General features: G+C 58.4%; 18 protein-coding genes. 13 read left to right on the forward strand and 5 right to left on the reverse strand.

Annotation, left to right across the window (positions count from 1 at the left end):
• The 11 genes from IGS60_RS17165 to IGS60_RS17215 all read left to right on the forward strand — a co-directional run.
• On the forward strand, window positions 1-456 hold a 456-nt coding region (locus tag IGS60_RS17165), incomplete at its 5' end, for a DUF2345 domain-containing protein (RefSeq protein ID WP_230505623.1).
• Window positions 457-469: 13 nt separating this feature from the next.
• A complete protein-coding gene (locus IGS60_RS17170; protein ID WP_230505624.1) occupies window positions 470-1399 on the forward strand; it encodes a DUF4123 domain-containing protein in 930 nt (309 codons plus the stop codon).
• 38 nt (window positions 1400-1437) lie between these two features.
• Window positions 1438-1893: a DUF3304 domain-containing protein gene (locus IGS60_RS17175; RefSeq protein WP_230505625.1), complete on the forward strand. Its 456-nt coding sequence runs from the start codon at window positions 1438-1440 to the stop codon at window positions 1891-1893.
• Complete coding sequence (locus IGS60_RS17180) at window positions 1841-4069, forward strand: DUF2235 domain-containing protein (protein WP_230505626.1); 2229 nt, start codon at window positions 1841-1843, stop codon at window positions 4067-4069. The genes IGS60_RS17175 and IGS60_RS17180 overlap by 53 nt, the downstream gene beginning before the upstream one ends.
• A 49-nt stretch (window positions 4070-4118) precedes the next feature.
• Window positions 4119-4757 carry a DUF3304 domain-containing protein gene (locus tag IGS60_RS17185; protein ID WP_230505627.1) on the forward strand — a complete coding sequence of 213 codons (639 nt, stop codon included), beginning with the start codon at window positions 4119-4121 and terminating at the stop codon, window positions 4755-4757.
• Window positions 4754-4954: a hypothetical protein gene (locus IGS60_RS17190; RefSeq protein WP_230505628.1), complete on the forward strand. Its 201-nt coding sequence runs from the start codon at window positions 4754-4756 to the stop codon at window positions 4952-4954. The genes IGS60_RS17185 and IGS60_RS17190 overlap by 4 nt, the downstream gene beginning before the upstream one ends.
• Entirely contained in the window at window positions 4951-5541 is a 591-nt protein-coding gene (locus IGS60_RS17195; RefSeq protein WP_230505629.1) for a DUF3304 domain-containing protein, read from the forward strand. The genes IGS60_RS17190 and IGS60_RS17195 overlap by 4 nt, the downstream gene beginning before the upstream one ends.
• A 146-nt stretch (window positions 5542-5687) precedes the next feature.
• A complete protein-coding gene (locus IGS60_RS17200) occupies window positions 5688-6143 on the forward strand; it encodes a DUF3304 domain-containing protein (protein ID WP_230505630.1) in 456 nt (151 codons plus the stop codon).
• Between the two features lie 141 nt (window positions 6144-6284).
• Window positions 6285-6485: a hypothetical protein gene (locus IGS60_RS17205; RefSeq protein ID WP_230505631.1), complete on the forward strand. Its 201-nt coding sequence runs from the start codon at window positions 6285-6287 to the stop codon at window positions 6483-6485.
• A gap of 40 nt (window positions 6486-6525) precedes the next feature.
• A complete protein-coding gene (locus tag IGS60_RS17210; protein WP_230505632.1) occupies window positions 6526-6978 on the forward strand; it encodes a DUF3304 domain-containing protein in 453 nt (150 codons plus the stop codon).
• Between the two features lie 107 nt (window positions 6979-7085).
• The gene (locus IGS60_RS17215) at window positions 7086-7541 is read left to right on the forward strand and encodes a DUF3304 domain-containing protein (protein ID WP_230505633.1); all 456 of its coding nucleotides are present in this window, start codon (window positions 7086-7088) and stop codon (window positions 7539-7541) included.
• Window positions 7542-7684: 143 nt separating this feature from the next.
• Here the strand turns inward: IGS60_RS17215 and IGS60_RS17220 are convergent, their stop codons facing one another.
• From IGS60_RS17220 to IGS60_RS17230, 3 genes are all read right to left on the reverse strand, one after another.
• Window positions 7685-8539: an SIS domain-containing protein gene (locus IGS60_RS17220; protein ID WP_034750862.1), complete on the reverse strand. Its 855-nt coding sequence runs from the start codon at window positions 8537-8539 to the stop codon at window positions 7685-7687.
• Window positions 8540-8669: 130 nt separating this feature from the next.
• The gene (zwf, locus tag IGS60_RS17225; protein ID WP_034750861.1) at window positions 8670-10142 is read right to left on the reverse strand and encodes a glucose-6-phosphate dehydrogenase; all 1473 of its coding nucleotides are present in this window, start codon (window positions 10140-10142) and stop codon (window positions 8670-8672) included.
• A 96-nt stretch (window positions 10143-10238) separates the two neighbouring features.
• Window positions 10239-10532 (reverse strand): hypothetical protein, encoded by a 294-nt coding sequence (locus IGS60_RS17230; RefSeq protein WP_139143602.1) that lies wholly within the window; start codon window positions 10530-10532, stop codon window positions 10239-10241.
• 172 nt (window positions 10533-10704) lie between these two features.
• On the opposite strand from IGS60_RS17230, the gene IGS60_RS17235 reads away from it, so the two are divergent.
• Window positions 10705-11658, forward strand: a complete 954-nt coding sequence (locus tag IGS60_RS17235) for a chemotaxis protein (RefSeq protein ID WP_070222400.1) — start codon at window positions 10705-10707, stop codon at window positions 11656-11658.
• Window positions 11659-11786: 128 nt separating this feature from the next.
• On the opposite strand, the gene IGS60_RS17240 is transcribed toward IGS60_RS17235, so the two are convergent.
• Window positions 11787-12683, reverse strand: coding sequence for an SMP-30/gluconolactonase/LRE family protein (locus IGS60_RS17240; protein ID WP_230505634.1), 897 nt, complete (start codon window positions 12681-12683; stop codon window positions 11787-11789).
• Between the two features lie 14 nt (window positions 12684-12697).
• On the reverse strand, window positions 12698-14362 hold the full coding sequence (pgi, locus tag IGS60_RS17245) for a glucose-6-phosphate isomerase (RefSeq protein WP_230505635.1): 1665 nt from the start codon (window positions 14360-14362) through the stop codon (window positions 12698-12700).
• Between the two features lie 336 nt (window positions 14363-14698).
• Here pgi and edd point away from each other — a divergent pair, with 336 nt between their 5' ends.
• Window positions 14699-16612, forward strand: coding sequence for a phosphogluconate dehydratase (gene edd / locus IGS60_RS17250; protein ID WP_230505636.1), 1914 nt, complete (start codon window positions 14699-14701; stop codon window positions 16610-16612).

A 16612-nucleotide genomic window follows, 5' to 3' on the forward strand; every position in this document is an offset into this window, starting at 1 on the left:
GGGCAGGATACGCAATTTGCCAGCGGCGGCAAGCTGCGCCTGCACGCCGGCCAGGCCATCGGCGTGCTGGGCGGCGTGGTCAAGGCGGGCGAGAACGATATCGGCCTGCAGATGATTGCAGCCAGTCAATCTATCGACGTGCAGGCGCAGGCCGACGTGCTCAACGTGCAGGCGCGCGAAGAGGTCAACGTCATCAGCGCCAACGCGCATGTGGACTGGGCGGCGGCGAAAAGCATCCGCCTGTCGACGGCGGGCGGCGCCAACATCACCATCGAGGGCGGCAACATCACGATCCAGTGCCCGGGCAAGATCACGGTATATGCGGGCAGGAAGAGTTTTATCGGTCCGACACGGCTCGCTTATCCATTGCCCGCGCTGCCTGCCAGCGTGTGCAAGGCTTGTCTGCTGGCGGCGTTGCGTAGCGGTAGTCCGTTTATCGCGCCCACGGCGGCCTAGAAAAGGAATCCTGATGTACTTTGCCATCGATGTTCACGACCCGGAAGTTCCAGCGCTGATCGCGCAGCAACTGCAGGCCTTGCGCTCGGAGGCGGCGGTGGCGAACGGCAGCCAGCCCCTGTATCTGCTGGCGCTGCTCGACGGCGCCTGCGACGAGGAGTTTTTCACCAAGCGCTACCCTAGCCGGCTGCGGCGCCAGTCGCTGTATGCGCACACCTCGCTGCAAAATTTCAAGGTCGCCGCGCCGCATCTGCTGGCGTCGCCATCGGCAAGCAGCGAGCAGGCTGCGTGGCTGCAGCGCCTGTTTTCGCTGTGCGCAGGCATGCCCATGCTCAGCATCATCGCCAGCACGCTCGATATCGGCCAGCTGGAGCAGCATTTGCGCCCCTATTTGATTGCCATCACGCCAGACACCGTCGAATGGCCCGTGCGCTGGGCCGATACGCGCATATTGCCGGCCCTGCTGGCAGCCTTGACTGAAACGCAGTCTGCGCATTTGCTGAGCCCCATCTACCGCTGGTGGTCGCTGCGGCGCGATGGTTCGTTGGTCAGTTGGCAGGGCACGGCAGAGGCCAAGCCCGCCCCTGCGGAATTTGATAAATTCCCCCTCGGCGACACCGCCTTTGCCGCCCTGGTGGATATCGCCGAAGCCGACGCCATCCTGGCCAATCTGCATGATGTGCAGCCGGACCTGTTTCATTCCGGCACCCCGGCCGAGTGTCACGCGCGCGTGGCGCGTCATTTGCTTGTGGCAAACGCCAGCGGCATCGAGGCGGCGGGCCAGCGTCAGCATTTCAGCGCCCTGGCCTTGATGCTGGCCGATGACTTTACCTCGCATCCGGCGATGGCCAGCCTGTTGCTGCGCACGCGCCAGGGAGCGAATTACCTGTCCGAGCTCGACACGCTGCCCGACGATTTCTGGCAGGCGCGTTCGGCTGCCTAGCCTTGTTTCTTCGACTGCTTACTTTTATAAAAGGAAAAATGATGAAATGGATTATGTATCTTGGCACGGCCTTGCTGCTGAGCGGCTGCGCCCTCAAGGCCAGGCAGGTTGATGAGGCCGGTCCAAGGACTACCGCGACGGCGCAGGTGGGTATTGTCAACCATACGGGGAAGTATATTTATTCCGCATCGGTGGATGGGGCGGGAGGGGGAAATATGGCCAGATGGGGGGCGGGCGGGGCTGATGTTTGTTGTGCTTCTATTCCTCGGGTATGGTATCCGGGAATGAAAGTCTTGGTGCGTTGGAATATGCCTGAAGGGCGTACCGACGTTATCAAAGAAAAAATGGTGGAAGTGGAAAAATACGATGAGCCTGGGGATATCTATATGCATTTCTTCCCCAATGATGAGGTGAGAGTTGTCGTATCAAATGCTGGAGGGGGTGCAAAAACTCATCCTATTCTTCACTCCGGAAAACCTGCCAATATTCCTTGATATTATGATCAGTGAAACTCCCAATTCCGCGCCGTTTCCCGTCGATTTTTTTTTAAAGCCGTTGACGAAAGAGCAATCCGAAATTGCCAAGGAGGCATGTGATAAGAAAGATAGCGCGCCGTGCAGTATTCCAGTGAGGGTTGGACTTTTCTTTGATGGAACCAATAATAATCTGGAGCGCGATAGAAATGGGGTTAGGACAGGCGTGCTCGACCCGAAAACAAAGAAGCCTATTCCTATAAGTAATGCTGTAGTCGACGCCAATAGCGCCAGTCATAGCAATGTGGCGCGGCTATTTTCGAGTTTTCCCTCGAATAAACGGGGTGCGGGATATTTTCGAAATTATATTCCTGGCGTCGGAACGCCATTTAAGGAAATTGGTGAATTGACTGAATCGGACGAGGGAAAGGCTTTTGCCAAAGGAGGGCAGCCGCGTATTATCTGGGGCTTGTTGCAGGTTTTAAATGCAATTCATCGAACGGTTTATGGAGATGAAACTCCATTATATAAATCAGATAAGGCTGGCGAACTTGCCCGTACTTATGATAATGACGTAGGCCACAGAAAGGTAGCGCATCCCTCAACTGGCAGAGAGCGCTTCATGAGCCACTCGGACTGGTTCGCTGAGCATATTGAAAAACTCAAAGCGGCGATGGCGGCACAACCGAAACCGCATATTCCATCGCTGACCCTGTCCGTATTCGGTTTTTCGCGGGGCGCCGCCGAGGCGGTGGCATTCTGCCAGCTGTTTGCCGATTTGCTCACGCCGGGCAAAGGTGAGGGGCAGGAGTTTGCCGGCATTCTCGCCAGCATCGATTTTCTTGGCGTCTTTGACACGGTGGCAACCGTGGGCAGCTCGGCGTCTGTAGCGAAAACCACGATCGCGCCTGGCGCGATGTTCGATGGCCATTGGGCCTGGGCCAATGAATTGCTCAAGCCGTTGCCGTCCTGCGTCATGGCAGGTTTGCATTGTATTGCCACGCATGAGCAGCGCATGAATTTTCCCGTCACGCGCCTGACAGGGAAAATCGAGGAAGTATATTTTCCTGGCGTGCACTCCGACGTCGGAGGCGGCTATGGTCCGGGCGAGCAGGGAAAGGGACGTGGCGGACAAGCGGCCTTGCTGTCGCAAATCCCGCTGGCGCATATGTTCAAGGAAGCGCGCCTCAAGGGCGTGCCCTTGATACCGTTCAGCGAACTGGAACTTCGCGATCAGGAGGATTTCCTGGTCAGTCAAGAGCTTGCCAAGGCATGGGAAGCATATACCGCCGAGCTTAACAAGCAAGGCGGCTTGCTGAGCAAGCACATGGAGCTGTATTACCGCTGGCGCGCCGTGCGCGTCAAGACCCTGGAAGCCACGGCCAGCTTCAAGGCGGCCAGCGCGCAGGAGCGGGAGGATCTGGGTTCCTACAACCGTTTGCTGGCAGGCGATCTGGAAGCGCTGCGCGCGCGCAAAGCCTTCCGCCACGGCGATGAGGGTCAGCCGTTCAGCGCCCGGGATATTGCGCGCATCAACCACTGGCAATATTATCGGGCCCAAAATCACACGCCCTTGGACAAATGGGAAGAATTTGCGCTCGACATATTCGATCACCCCAAACCGCTGCCGCCCGAAGTGATGCGTTTTTTTGACGACTATGTGCATGATTCCCTGGCCGGCTTTTATATGGCTGGCGAAGTGACGGAATACGACAAGCGGGCCAGGATCACCTCGTTCGCCAATAAACCGCCTAAAGACGGCTTTTATAAACGCGTATATGAGCTCAGCCGAAAGACCGAAGCCGCGCAACTGAAACAGAAGAATGGCGAAGCATTGACGCCGGAAGAGGAAGCGCTGGTCAAGGAAGCGCAGTATGGCACTCCATATCCTATCCGTACGGATGCCGACAGCGCCGACATGCGTAGCAGGCTGATCACCACGCAAACCTATACACGGCGCGAGGGGGGCGGCTATATCTTGCGCCGAGGCTATTACCCGCAAAGCGGCTTCTTCCGGAAAAGCGTGCACGAAAACGAGCTGCAGCGTATGCCGACGGCCGGCATCCAGGCGAAAGATGCACCCGAAGAATTGGTGTGGAGCGAAAACTTAACACAGGATATTGCGCAAGCCAGACTCGATGAAGAGATTTACCTGGCGCAGCAGCGCTCTGCAGAGCGGATCAATGCGCTCGCATAGGGCGTGACTTCATCGCGGTTGAAGCAGGGTGGACTGATCCGCCGGTTTTATGGATAGCGATGAAATCATGATGATGTTACTCAAGCAACAATTATGGCGATGCCTCTTGCTGGCCGCATGTTTACCCGGTGTCGCCATGGCCGCGAGCATTCAGGCGCTGAATTATTCTTCGCGCGAAGTCAATTACATCGCGGTTGAAAATCCGGGAAATACCAACAGCGGCGGCGGTGGCGATGCGATCGATCCTTATGGCCAAGGCGGCACGATATGCTGCTTCAGCGTGCCGGAAAAGTGGCATGCGGATTTGAAGGTGGTGGTGGTCTATCAGCTGTCCCCGGACCCGACCTTTCATCGCGAGACGGTCAGTGTTCCCCCGTATCCGGATGGGAAGGCGGGCGATATCTGGCTGATCGTCTATGAAGATGGCAGCGTGGGGGTCGTGGTGTCACATTACGGACCGAGCCGACCGGAGTGGCCTGGGAAAATCAAGGGGTATCCGGTGCCGACGAAGGAGTATCGGGACGAGCGCCGTAGGCAGAAATTGAAGAGGGAAAAAGCGACATTACTTACGCTGGAAAGGACATTGTTGCGTGACGTCAATGTTATGTCAGTTGATGACATAAAGGAGACTCAAGAAATAATTGAATTCCAAAGAAAGCTCATCCAAAGTCTGGAAGGAAATCCATGACTGCCTTCTTGTCAAAAATTTATTCCATTGAAAAAATTGACCCGTCTGATCATGACCGTTTTTTTGACGGAATTGGTGAGATGAAAGAAATTGTTAAATCTGCCAAAGCTCGTGAATGCCCTGACCCAGGCTTTCCCCCTCATGCGATGCGAATCTGTTTTTCGGTTTCTTCTTCGACGGCACCAACAATAATATGAAGCGGGATGTGCCGTTTCACTCGCACAGCAATGTGGCGCGTTTGGATCGTGCATTTCCGGACGCTAAAGATTGCGTGATCGGCTGCATGCGCTTGCACCTTCAACTGCTTGCTTTTATAGAAAATAAAATTATGAAATGGATTATGTATCTTGGCACGGCCTTGCTGCTGAGCGGCTGCGCCCTCAAGGCCAGGCAGGTTGATGAGGCCGGTCCAAGGACTACCGCGACGGCGCAGGTGGGTATTGTCAATCATACGGGGAAGTATATTTATTCCGCATCGGTGGATGGGGCGGGAGGGGCCAATATGGCCAGGTGGGGAGCGGGGGGAGCCGAAGTTTGCTGCGCATCCATCCCGCGGGTATGGTATCCGGGCATGATGGTCTTGGTGCGGTGGAATATGCCTGAAGGGCATACCGATGTTGTCAAAGAAAAAATGGTGGAAGTGGAAAAGTACGATGAAACAGGAAGTATTTATATCCATTTTTTTCCAAACGACGAAGTTAGGGTTGTGGTTTCAATTTATCCCGGATATAGCACTGCTCATCCGATACGTCACTATGGAAAACCGGGAAATATCAACCCTTAGAGGTTTATTTCGATCAATGAAAATCCCCTCTTGCACCTTTTCCTGGTTTTTCTTAAACCATCTACGACGCGTGGGAGTTCTGTGTGTTCTATTGCCCTATGTGGCGGTAAAGTGAGAAATGACGTAGCATTTTCTATAAGGTGAAAATGATGAAATGGATTATGTATCTTGGCACTGCCTTGCTATTGAGTGGCTGTGCCCTCAAGGTCAGGCAGGTTGAGGAAGCCGGTCCAAGGACTACCGCGACGGCGCAGGTGGGTATTGTCAACCATACGGGGAAGTATATTTATTCCGCATCGGTGGATGGTGCCGGAGGGGGGAATATGGCCAGATGGGGGGCGGGCGGGGCAAATATTTGCTGTACATCGATTCCCCGCGTATGGCATCCAGGAATGAATGTCTTGGTGCGGTGGAATATGCCTGAAGGGCACACTGATGTCATTAAGGAAAAAATTGTCGAAATTGAAAAATATGATAGGCCAGGAGATATTTATATGCATTTTTTTGAGAATGATGAGGTGAGAGTTGTTGTGTCGAATGATGCAGGATATGGAAAAGATCATCCGATTCAACACACGGGTAAGCCATCGCCTAAAAAATGAACCGTCATGATTAATGCTTCATCTTCCAAGGCTCCGGTTGCTGTCGACGTCTTCTTAAAGCCAGGTGCGCGTGAATAGTCAAAAACTACTCAAGTTGCATGCTGCGCGGCATCAGATACCCCATGCAGCATAGCTGTAAAAGTGGGTCTATTAAACGCCAGCGATATCGAGGCGGCGGGCCAGCGTCAGCATTTCAGCGCCCTGGCCTTGATGCTTGCCGATGATTTTACCTTGCATCCTGCGATGGCCAGCCTGTTGCGGCGCATGCGCCAGGGAGCGAATTGCCAGTCCGAGCGCGACACGCTGCCCGACGATTTCTGGCAGGCGCGTTCGGCTGGCTAGCCTTGTTCATTCAACTGCTTACTTTGATAAAAGGAAAATCATGAAATGGATTATGTATCTTGGCACGGCCTTGCTGCTGAGCAGCTGCGCCCTCAAGGCCAGGCAGGTTAATGAAGCCGGTCCAAGGACTACCGCGACGGCGCAGGTGGGTATTGTCAATCATACGGGGAAGTATATTTATTCCGCATCGGTGGATGGGGCGGGAGGGGGGAATATGGCCAGATGGGGTGCGGGGCTTGCCAATATTTGCTGCACATCCATTCCTCGTGTGTGGTATCCGGAAATGATGGTCCGGGTGCGATGGGATATGCCGGAAGAACATACGCATATTGTCAAAGAAAAAATGGTGGAAGTGGAAAAATACGATGAGCCGGGAGATATTTATATGCATTTTTTTGAAAATGACGAGGTGAGAGTAGTTGTGTCAAATGCTGGAGGGCCTAGCAAAATTCATCCTATTCTTCATTCCGGAAAACCTGCCAATATCCCTTGATATGATCATCGGGAAAAATCCCTTTTCGCGCCTTTGCCTGTTGATTTTTTCTTCAGCCGTCGACGCTTGATCAATTAAATTGGCTATTAATTTATAAAAGGGAAATTATGAAATGGATTATGTATCTTGGCGCGGCCTTGCTGCTGAGCGGCTGCGCCCTCAAGGCCAGGCAGGTTGAGGAAGCCGGCCCAAGGACTACCGCGACGGCGCAGGTAGGTATCGTGAATCATACGGGAAACTATATTTATTCCGCATCGGTGGATGGGGCGGGAGGGGGGAATATGGCCAGATGGGGTGCGGGGCTTGCCAATATTTGCTGCACATCCATTCCGCGAGTATGGTATCCGGGCATGATGGTGCTGGTGCGGTGGAATATGCCTGAAGGGCATACCGATGTTATCAAAGAAAAAATGGTGGAAGTGGAAAAATACGATGAGCCGGGAGATATCTATATGCACTTTTTCCCCAACGACGAGGTGAGAGTGGTTGTGTCCAATGCAGGAGGAGGTAGCAAAACTCATCCGATACGTCACCATGGGAAACCAAAGGATCCCAATTCTTAGAGACACGGATGATGGGACGGTCTTGCGATGCAAAGGCTGCCGTGTGTACCGGTTCCCCATGTGAGATCAAGGAAGAGACATCCTGGTCCAATGGAGATGTTCGGATAAGGAGCGGCTCCAGCGTGGCTGGCGCCGATGGAGGATCAGCCGATGAAGGAATCGAATTGCATGTCGAATTCCTGCAGCGCCTTTTGCGCATTCTGCATCTTCTTGCGGAATTCCGGTCCCCGTTGCAGGGCCAGGCCCACGGCCAGCACGTCGATCACGACCAGGTAGGCCAGGCGCGCCGAAATGGGCGTGTAGGGGTCGGTGTTGAAGACCAGGTCGATCGGGATCAGCACGGTGGCCAGGTCGGCCAGCGGCGTGCCCGATGGGGCCAGCACGACAACGTCGGCGCCGCCGCGGCGCGCCAGTTTCACGGAGCGCACCAGGGCGGGGCTGTTGCCGCGCTGCGAGATGGCCACCAGGCAGTCGCCGCCGCGCAGCAGGGCCGCCGCGATGCTGTGGATGTTCGGGTCGCTGTAGGCGACCGTCGGCACGCCCGAGCGGAAGAACTTGTGCTGCGCGTCGGCCGCCACGATGCCCGACGTGCCCTGGCCATAGAATTCGATCTTGCTGGCGCGCGACAGGATGTCGAGCGCGCGCTGGATCGCTTCCGGATTCAGGTTGTTGCGCAGGTCGAGCAGGGTATTGATCGAGCGGCTGCAGATTTTATTCACCAGGTCGGCCGCCAGGTCGTCCTGCGCCGGCTGCTCGTTCGCGCCCGGCATGGCCAGCGCCAGGCCCTGCGCCAGTTTCAGCTTGAATTCATGCCAGCCGTCGTAACCCAGCGTGCGGCAAAAGCGCACCACGGTCGGTTCCGACACCTGCGCGCTTTTCGCCAGCGCCGTGATGTTCTGGCTGACCGTCTGGTTGGGCTGGTCAAGCACGGCCAGCGCGACCTTTTTCTCCGACTTGGAGAGCGAATCGAGCTGGGTGCGGATGGAATCGAGTAGCATTGATTGATCTTCTGGCAGTAATGCCGTAAGTTTGCGTCCTTTTCACCCCAAAAGCAAAGTTCCGGGGGCGGACCCTCAGGGTCCGACCCCAGTATTTCGCCGTTCAGGGTTAAGCCAAATCTTAACGGCTTCAGTCCTCTGGCAAGGCCTCTTCACGCCACTGCAAGCCATCGCGGCCGATCAGGGCGCTGGCGGCCGCCGGGCCCCAGGTGCCGGCCGTGTACGGAATCGGCGCGCTGTCGTTCTGTTCCCAGTTGTCGAGAATCGGCTCGACCCATTCCCAGGCCGCTTCCAGCTCGTCGCCGCGCATGAACAAGGTCAGCTGGCCGCGCAGGACGTCGAGCAGCAAACGCTCGTAGGCGTCCATGCGCGGGGTCTTGAACGATTCGCGGAAATCGAGTTCCAGCTCCGCCGGTTTCAAGCGCATGCCGTCACCCGGGGTTTTCGCCATCAAATTCATGCGCAAGCCTTCGTCCGGCTGCAAACGGATCACCAGGCAGTTCGGCTGGAAGCTGGACGTCGGCTGGTTGAAGATCGAATGCGGAATCTGCTTGAAGCGCACGACGATCTCGGCCAGGCTGTCGGCCATGCGTTTGCCCGTGCGCAGGTAGAACGGCACGCCGGCCCAGCGCCAGGTGTCGATTTCCGCCTTCAGCGCAACGAAGGTTTCGGTGCGCGAATGTTCCGGCGCATCGGGCTCGTCGCGGTAGCTCGGCACTGTGGCGCCATCGACGTGGCCGGCGCGGTACTGGCCGCGCACGATGTTTTGCGCCAGGGTGGTCGGTGTGAATTTTTTCAGCGAGCGCAGCACTTGCAGCTTTTCATCGCGCACGGCGTCCGGCGCGATCGAGGTCGGCGGCTCCATGGCGACGATGCACAGCAGTTGCAGCAAGTGGTTTTGCAGCATGTCGCGCAGCGCGCCCGAGGTGTCGTAGTAACCCATGCGGTTGCCCACGCCCAGCTTTTCGGCGATGGTGATCTGCACGTCGGAAATCCATTCGCGGCGCCACAGCGGTTCGAACAGGATGTTGCCGAAGCGCAGGGCCAGCAAGTTCTGCACGGTTTCCTTGCCCAGGTAATGGTCGATACGGTAGATCTGCGATTCCTGGAAGACCTTGCCCACTTCGGCATTGATCTGCTTGGCGCTGGCCAGGTCGCGGCCCAGCGGCTTTTCCAGCACCACGCGCGAATTCGGCGTGACCAGGCCGTTGTCTTCGAGGTTGTCGCAGATGAGGGCGAACAGGTGCGGCGGCGTGGCCAGGTAGTACACGCGCGTCAGGTCGGCATCGCCGCGCAGCGCTTCGACCAGCGGCGCGTACGTGGCCGCATCGCTGGCGTTGAGCGACACATACACGATGCGCGCGCAGAATTTGCTCCAGGTGGCGGCGTTCAGGGTGCTGGCCTTGATGTGGGGACGCGAATTGGTCTCCACCATTTTCAGGAAGGCATCCTGGCCGCTGTCCTGGCGGCCCACACAGATGATGCGCGCCGTCGGCGGCAAATCGTTCGCGACGTCGCGCGCATACATTGCAGGCAACAACTTGCGCATTGCTAAATCGCCGCTGCCGCCAAACAGGACCAGGTCAAAATCGGTAAGTGCCATAAGTGAGTGTCGTCGCAAAAGTAAAAGGGCCGGAGCGGGGAGAAAGCCGACCGGAAGTGCCAGTCTGTCGCTACTATAATCGATGGTGTAAATTTACTACGTAGAACAGGCAATTGCAAGAAATTTTACTACATTCCATCCGCTGCCGTCGCCATTTTTCCCGGTATGCCTGCCTGCGATGCCGGCATGGCCATTATATGCCGTTCGCCGGCGCCGGCGCAGCGTCATGCTGGTTATCGGCTTTGCAAAGCAACCATGGTTGCCAGGGAAATTTTCGATTCTCTCCGTCATCATTTGCGCTGTAGCAACAAGGAAATCAAGAAATGCTGTCAGGATCGCCGTTGGCAGCGTAAAGTAGCTTTGAAGAAAGTAAAAAAACGTATAATTCAAGCTCGAATCGATAGCAACTATTGGTTGTATGAAGTTGTACGATATACACTGCACCGTTAGCGCCGGCCATGCCCCAAACCCGCCGTCCGGCGTCCATGCGACGTGCAGTCCGCACTGTCCGCAGCATCAGGGGCGGGCGACTTAACTTTACAAGACGGCTCAAGGGGACACAATGAATTCAATGCAGCAAGATGTCGATGAACGCACCAGCCTGACAGGCAATAACAAATTCGAACTGTTCCTGTTCAAGCTGGGGACCAGTGATCACTCGGCCAGCCGCGAACTGTTCGGCATCAATGTGTTCAAAGTCCGTGAAATCATGGAAATGCCGGCCATCACGGCGGTGGCTGGTTCGCACCCGCACATGCTGGGCGTGGTCAATATCCGTGGTCAGATCGTTCCCGTGATCGACTTGCCGATGGCGGTCGGTTGCAAGAGCAGCGGCTTGAAGATCCTGATGGTGACGGAATTTGCCCGTTCGACACAGGCGTTTGCCGTGGAAGAGGTCGATGAAATCGTGCGCCTCGAATGGAATCAGGTCTTGTCGGCCGAATCGAGCGTCGGCGGCGGCCTCGTCACCAGCATCGCCCGCCTCGATGGCGACACGGACAAGACCCGCCTGGCGCAAGTGCTGGACGTGGAGCAAATCCTGCGCAACGTGCTGCCGTCGGGCGACCCGGACGTGGACGAAAACAGCATCGGCCCGCAAGTGCGCTTGCCGGCCGGCGCCGTGATTCTCGCGGCGGACGATTCCTCGCTGGCCCGCTCGTTGATCGAAAAGGGCCTCGAAGCGATGGGCGTGCCTTTCATCATGACCAAGACGGGCAAGGAAGCGTGGGAGCGCCTGCAAGCGATCTCGGCCCAGGCGGCCACCGAAGGCAAGACGGCGAAAGACAAGGTCGCGCTGGTGCTGACCGATCTGGAAATGCCGGAAATGGACGGTTTTACCCTGACGCGCAACATCAAGAACGATGGCCGCTTCTCCAACATCCCCGTGGTGATCCACTCGTCGCTGACGGGCTCGACCAACGAAGACCACGTCAAGGGCGTGGGCGCCGACGGTTATGTGGCCAAGTTCGTGGCGGCTGAATTGGCGGAAACGATCCGCAAGGTGCTGTCGCGGTAATCCGACGGCACCATGGCCAACACTGTTGTCGGATTACGCGGGGCCTTGCCCCGCTAATCCGACCTACGTGAGCGTTAAAAAAGCGCCGGACCCTCGCGGGTGCCGGCGCTTTTTCATACCTGACCGTGTTACGCCTGGTAAGGCGTTTCCGGCTGGCCTGCCACGTCCACGCGCACGGACAGCACGTGACCCGTCAACGGATAGTCGGCGATTTCTGCTGCCGAGCGGTTGTGGCTGGCGCTGGTGATGTACAGGGTGCGCAGGTCGGGGCCGCCGAACGTCACCATGGTGGGGCAGCGCACGGGCACGGTAATTTCGCCCAGCAAATGGCCATCGGGGGCGAAGCGCAAGATCTTGCCGCCTTCAAACATGGCCGACCAGTAATTGCCGTCGCTGTCGACGGCCGCGCCATCGGGGCGCCCGCCGTAATCAAACGCCTTCTTGTCCATGGAAAAGCGCTGGAACGGTTGTGGCGCGGAAATGGCTCCCGTGGCCGCATCGAAGTCGAAACGGTCGATGCGGTGCGTGGTGGTATCCGAGTGATACATGGTGCGCCCGTCGGGACTGAAGCCCAGGCCGTTCGACACGGTCATGCCGCCCGACCAGACCTTGCGTACTTGTCCCTTTTCCAGCACGAACATTTCCGCTGCGTCAGTGTTGCGCGGCTCGAAAATCGTGCCGACCCAGAAACGGCCGGCCGGGTCAACCTTGCCGTCGTTGAAGCGCGTGGTGGTCATGTCGAACGGCGCCGGCGCGATGTGCGCCAGGCTGCCCGTCTTCGTGTCGAGGTGGGCAAAGCCGCTGCGCAGGGCGACGATCAGGCCGCCGCCGGCGTTGATGGCCAGCGCCGACGGTTCTGTCGGCATGGTCCACTGCGCATGTTTGCCGCTGGCCGGGTGCAGCCGATGCACGGCGCGGCCATCGATGTCGACCCAGTACAGGGCCGCTTCCTTGCCATGCCAGAGCGGGCATTCGCCCACTTGCATGGCCTTGTCGCTGACTACTTTGATTTCGTAAATATTCATAAACCTCAATTAAGTTAATACGCCGCCTTGGCGGCTTTCGCCAGGGCAATCAAGCCATTGGTCGAGCTGTCGTGGTGGTCGGGACGGGCTTCGCCCGTCAGTTCGGCCTGGATTTTCTTCGCCAGCACCTTGCCCAGTTCCACGCCCCACTGGTCGAAACTGTTGACGTTCCACAAGACGCCCTGCACGAAGGTCTTGTGTTCGTAAAGCGCGATCAGGGCGCCCAGGGTGGTCGGGGTCAGCTGGTCCATCAAAATGGTGTTGCTGGGGCGGTTGCCGGGGAAAGTCTTGTGCGGCACCAGCGCTTCGATTTCGCTTTCCGGCAAGCCCTGCGCCTGCAGGTCAAGGCGCACTTCCTCGGCCGTCTTGCCTGTCATGAAGGCTTCCGACTGGGCGAAGCAGTTCGCCAGCAGGGCATCGTGGTGGCCCGGCAAATCGTGCGTGGCGCGCAGGGCGGCGATGAAGTCGATGGGGGTGATGTCCGTGCCCTGGTGCAGCAGCTGGAAATACGCGTGCTGGGCATTCGTGCCGCAATCGCCCCAGATGGCGGGGCCGGTCGGCACGTCGACGGGCACGCCATCCTTGGTGACGCGCTTGCCGTTGCTTTCCATGTCCAGCTGTTGCAGGTAGGCGGCGAAGCGGCTCAGGTCCTGGTGATACGGTGCGATGGAAACGGAGCCGCAATCGAGGAACTGACGGTTCCAGAAGCCGACCATGGCCAGCACGACGGGCATGTTGTCTTCGAGGGGCGCCTGGCGGAAATGCTGATCCATCGCATGCGCGCCGGCGAGGAAATCGCTGAAATATTCAAAACCGACGGACAGGGCCACGGCCAGGCCGATCGAGGACCAGACGGAATAGCGGCCGCCGACCCAGTCCCAGAACGGGAACATATTGTCCGGCGAAATGCCGAAGTCGACGATGGCTTGCGTGTTGGTCGAGACGGCCACAAAGTGTTGCGCCAGATCCTTTTCTTCGCCTTCGAGCAGGAACCAGGCACGCGCCGTATTGGCGTTGAGCATGGTTTCAGCGGTAACAAAGGTTTTCGAGGCAACAATGAACAGGGTGGTTTCCGGATCGACTTTCGACAGGGTCGCTTCCATGTCGTGACCGTCGACGTTGGAAACGAAGTGCATTTCCAGGCCCGGGTTGGCATACGAGCGCAGCGCCAGGCAGGCCATCTTCGGGCCCAGGTCCGAGCCGCCGATGCCGATGTTGACGATGTCGCAGATGGGCTTGCCCGTGTAGCCGAGCCAGCTGCCATTGCGGACCTTGTCCGTAAATGCCTTGACGCGCTGCAGTACATCTTGCACGTCAGCATCGATATCCTGGCCATCGACCATCAGCCTGGTGCCGCGCGGCGCGCGCAAGGCGGTATGCAGAACGGCCCGATGTTCGGTAAGATTGATTTTCTCGCCAGTGAACATGGCTTCGCGCTGCGCTTCCACGCCGCGCTCGCGGGCCAGGTCCATCAGCAGCGCCATGGCGGTGGCGTCGACCCGGTTCTTCGAGTAATCGAGCAGCAGGCCGGCCGCATCGACCGTCATCGTCGAGAAACGTGCGGGGTCGGCGGCGAACAGCTGGCGCAGATGCACTTCGCGCAGGCTGGCGCTATGCGCTTGCAGGGACTGGAAACTGGCGGTGGCGGTGATGGCAGGAGTAGGTGCTGGCTGGCGCATGGCGGTCGGCTTGGGTGCTTGTCTCGGTTGAAAGGAGCGCGGCGCGTTCGTGGTGGCGAACAGCGGGTCCGGCATTGGTATGAGAATAATACATCAGAAAAACGTAATTTCACTACAGTTTGTGACGTGAAGCGGATTTTGTTGTGCTTTTTTTAGCGATTGCGCCCGTGCCATATAAGCGCTATGTTGACAGCTGCCGATACGCGATATTTGCCGGGCTTGCCTTGATACGCCGCAATCCGTGGCTTATTTGTGTGGTCGGCCCATGCAAGAGTGCTTCTTCTTCACCGTTTTGTAGTAAAATTTCACGAAATACTCATTTTTAAGGAAATCCATATGGCGCTGCATCCAGTAGTCGAATCCGTAACAGCGCGCATCATCGCGCGCAGCCGGCCATCGCGCGGCGCCTATCTGGCGCATCTGGATGCGGCCCGCATCCAGGGCGTGCAGCGCGGCGCCCTGTCGTGCACCAACCTGGCGCACGGCTTTGCCGCCTTTCCCGCCAACGACAAGCTGTCGCTGAAGGAATACAAGAAGCCGTCCGTGGCCATCGTTTCCTCGTACAACGACATGCTGTCGGCGCACCAGCCGTTCGAAGGCTTCCCGCAGATCATCAAGCAAGCCGTGCGCGAAGTGGGCGCCGTCGCCCAGTTCGCCGGCGGCGTGCCCGCCATGTGCGATGGCGTGACGCAAGGCCAGCCGGGCATGGAATTGTCGCTGTTTTCGCGCGACACCATCGCCATGTCGACGGCCGTGGCGCTGTCGCACAATATGTTCGACGCCGCCCTGTACCTGGGTGTATGCGACAAGATCGTGCCGGGCCTGTTGATCGGCGCGCTGCACTTCGGCCACTTGCCGGCCGTTTTCGTGCCGGCCGGTCCGATGACGTCGGGCCTGTCGAACAAGGAAAAAGCCAAGGTGCGCCAGCTGTATGCGCAAGGCAAGGCCACGCGCGAAGACTTGCTCGAAGGCGAGTCGAAAGCCTACCACGGCGCCGGCACCTGTACCTTCTACGGCACGGCGAACAGCAACCAGATGCTGATGGAAGTGATGGGCCTGCATTTGCCGGGCGCCGCCTTCATCACGCCGAACACGCCGCTGCGCGATGCGCTGACCAGGGCCGCCGCCCAGCGCGCGGCCGTCATCACGGCGCAAAGCGCCAGCTACTTGCCAGTTGGCCATATCGTCGACGAGAAATGTATCGTCAACGCCGTCGTGGGCTTGCTGGCCACGGGCGGCTCGACCAATCACACCCTGCACCTGGTGGCGATCGCCAAGGCGGCCGGCATCGTCATCGACTGGAACGATTTCAATGAACTGTCGGCCATCGTGCCGATGCTTACGCGCATCTACCCGAACGGTGACGCCGACGTGAACCATTTCCACGCGGCCGGCGGCACCGGTTATCTGATCCGCGAACTGCTGGACGCGGGGCTGCTGCACGACGACGTCAACACCATCCTGGGCCACGGCTTGCGCGCGCACTGCATGGAGCCGTTCCTCGGCGAAGACGGCAAGGTCTTCTGGAAAGATGCACCGGCCGCCAGCGCCGACGAAAACGTGCTGCGCCCGGCCAGCAATCCTTTCGCGCCGGACGGCGGCATGGTCCTGGTGGCGGGCAACCTGGGCCGCGCCGTGATGAAGGTGTCGGCCGTCAAGCCGCAGCACCGCACGGTCGAAGCGCCTGCCCTGGTATTCAATTCGCAGGAAGACTTCATGGCCGCCTACAAGGCCGGCACGCTGGACCGCGATTTCGTCGCCGTGCTCCGCTTCCAGGGTCCGCGTGCCAACGGCATGCCGGAACTGCATGCGCTGACCCCGGCGCTGGCCAACCTGCAGGATGCGGGCCGCCACGTGGCGCTGGTCACCGATGGCCGCATGTCGGGCGCGTCGGGCAAGGTGCCGGCCGCTATCCACGTCTCGCCTGAAATCCTCGCCGGCGGCCCCCTGGGCCTCGTGCGCGACGGCGACATCATCCGCCTCGACGCCTTTACGGGCGTACTGGAGGCGCTGGTGCCGGCCGACGTCTGGCACGCCCGTTCGCTGGTCACGGCCGACCTGTCGCCGAACCACGTCGGCATGGGCCGCGAGCTGTTTTCCATGTTCCGTTCCACCGTCAGCGCGGCGGAAGAAGGTGCCACCACCTTCGGCCTGCCGTCGCCGATTCCCACCACCGTCGCCTTGCACGACGCCGACAATGTCGGCGATACCGTACCGGGTTCCGATGAAGACTTTTTGGCTAGGAAATAA

Origin of the sequence: Janthinobacterium sp. FW305-128 (assembly GCF_020858135.1) — a bacterium.
Taxonomy (GTDB): Bacteria; Pseudomonadota; Gammaproteobacteria; order Burkholderiales; family Burkholderiaceae_D; genus Janthinobacterium.

Excerpts from the sequence above, each read along its gene's own strand:
- IGS60_RS17170 (WP_230505624.1), top strand. The coding sequence starts at position 470 with ATGTACTTTGCCATCGATGTTCACGACCCGGAAGTTCCAGCGCTGATC.
- IGS60_RS17175 (WP_230505625.1), top strand. The coding sequence starts at position 1,438 with ATGATGAAATGGATTATGTATCTTGGCACGGCCTTGCTGCTGAGCGGC.
- IGS60_RS17185 (WP_230505627.1), top strand. The coding sequence starts at position 4,119 with ATGGATAGCGATGAAATCATGATGATGTTACTCAAGCAACAATTATGG.
- IGS60_RS17190 (WP_230505628.1), top strand. The coding sequence starts at position 4,754 with ATGACTGCCTTCTTGTCAAAAATTTATTCCATTGAAAAAATTGACCCG.
- IGS60_RS17195 (WP_230505629.1), top strand. The coding sequence starts at position 4,951 with ATGAAGCGGGATGTGCCGTTTCACTCGCACAGCAATGTGGCGCGTTTG.
- IGS60_RS17200 (WP_230505630.1), top strand. The coding sequence starts at position 5,688 with ATGATGAAATGGATTATGTATCTTGGCACTGCCTTGCTATTGAGTGGC.
- IGS60_RS17210 (WP_230505632.1), top strand. The coding sequence starts at position 6,526 with ATGAAATGGATTATGTATCTTGGCACGGCCTTGCTGCTGAGCAGCTGC.
- IGS60_RS17215 (WP_230505633.1), top strand. The coding sequence starts at position 7,086 with ATGAAATGGATTATGTATCTTGGCGCGGCCTTGCTGCTGAGCGGCTGC.
- IGS60_RS17220 (WP_034750862.1), bottom strand. The coding sequence starts at position 8,539 with ATGCTACTCGATTCCATCCGCACCCAGCTCGATTCGCTCTCCAAGTCG.
- zwf (WP_034750861.1), bottom strand. The coding sequence starts at position 10,142 with ATGGCACTTACCGATTTTGACCTGGTCCTGTTTGGCGGCAGCGGCGAT.
- IGS60_RS17235 (WP_070222400.1), top strand. The coding sequence starts at position 10,705 with ATGAATTCAATGCAGCAAGATGTCGATGAACGCACCAGCCTGACAGGC.
- IGS60_RS17240 (WP_230505634.1), bottom strand. The coding sequence starts at position 12,683 with ATGAATATTTACGAAATCAAAGTAGTCAGCGACAAGGCCATGCAAGTG.
- pgi (WP_230505635.1), bottom strand. The coding sequence starts at position 14,362 with ATGCGCCAGCCAGCACCTACTCCTGCCATCACCGCCACCGCCAGTTTC.
- edd (WP_230505636.1), top strand. The coding sequence starts at position 14,699 with ATGGCGCTGCATCCAGTAGTCGAATCCGTAACAGCGCGCATCATCGCG.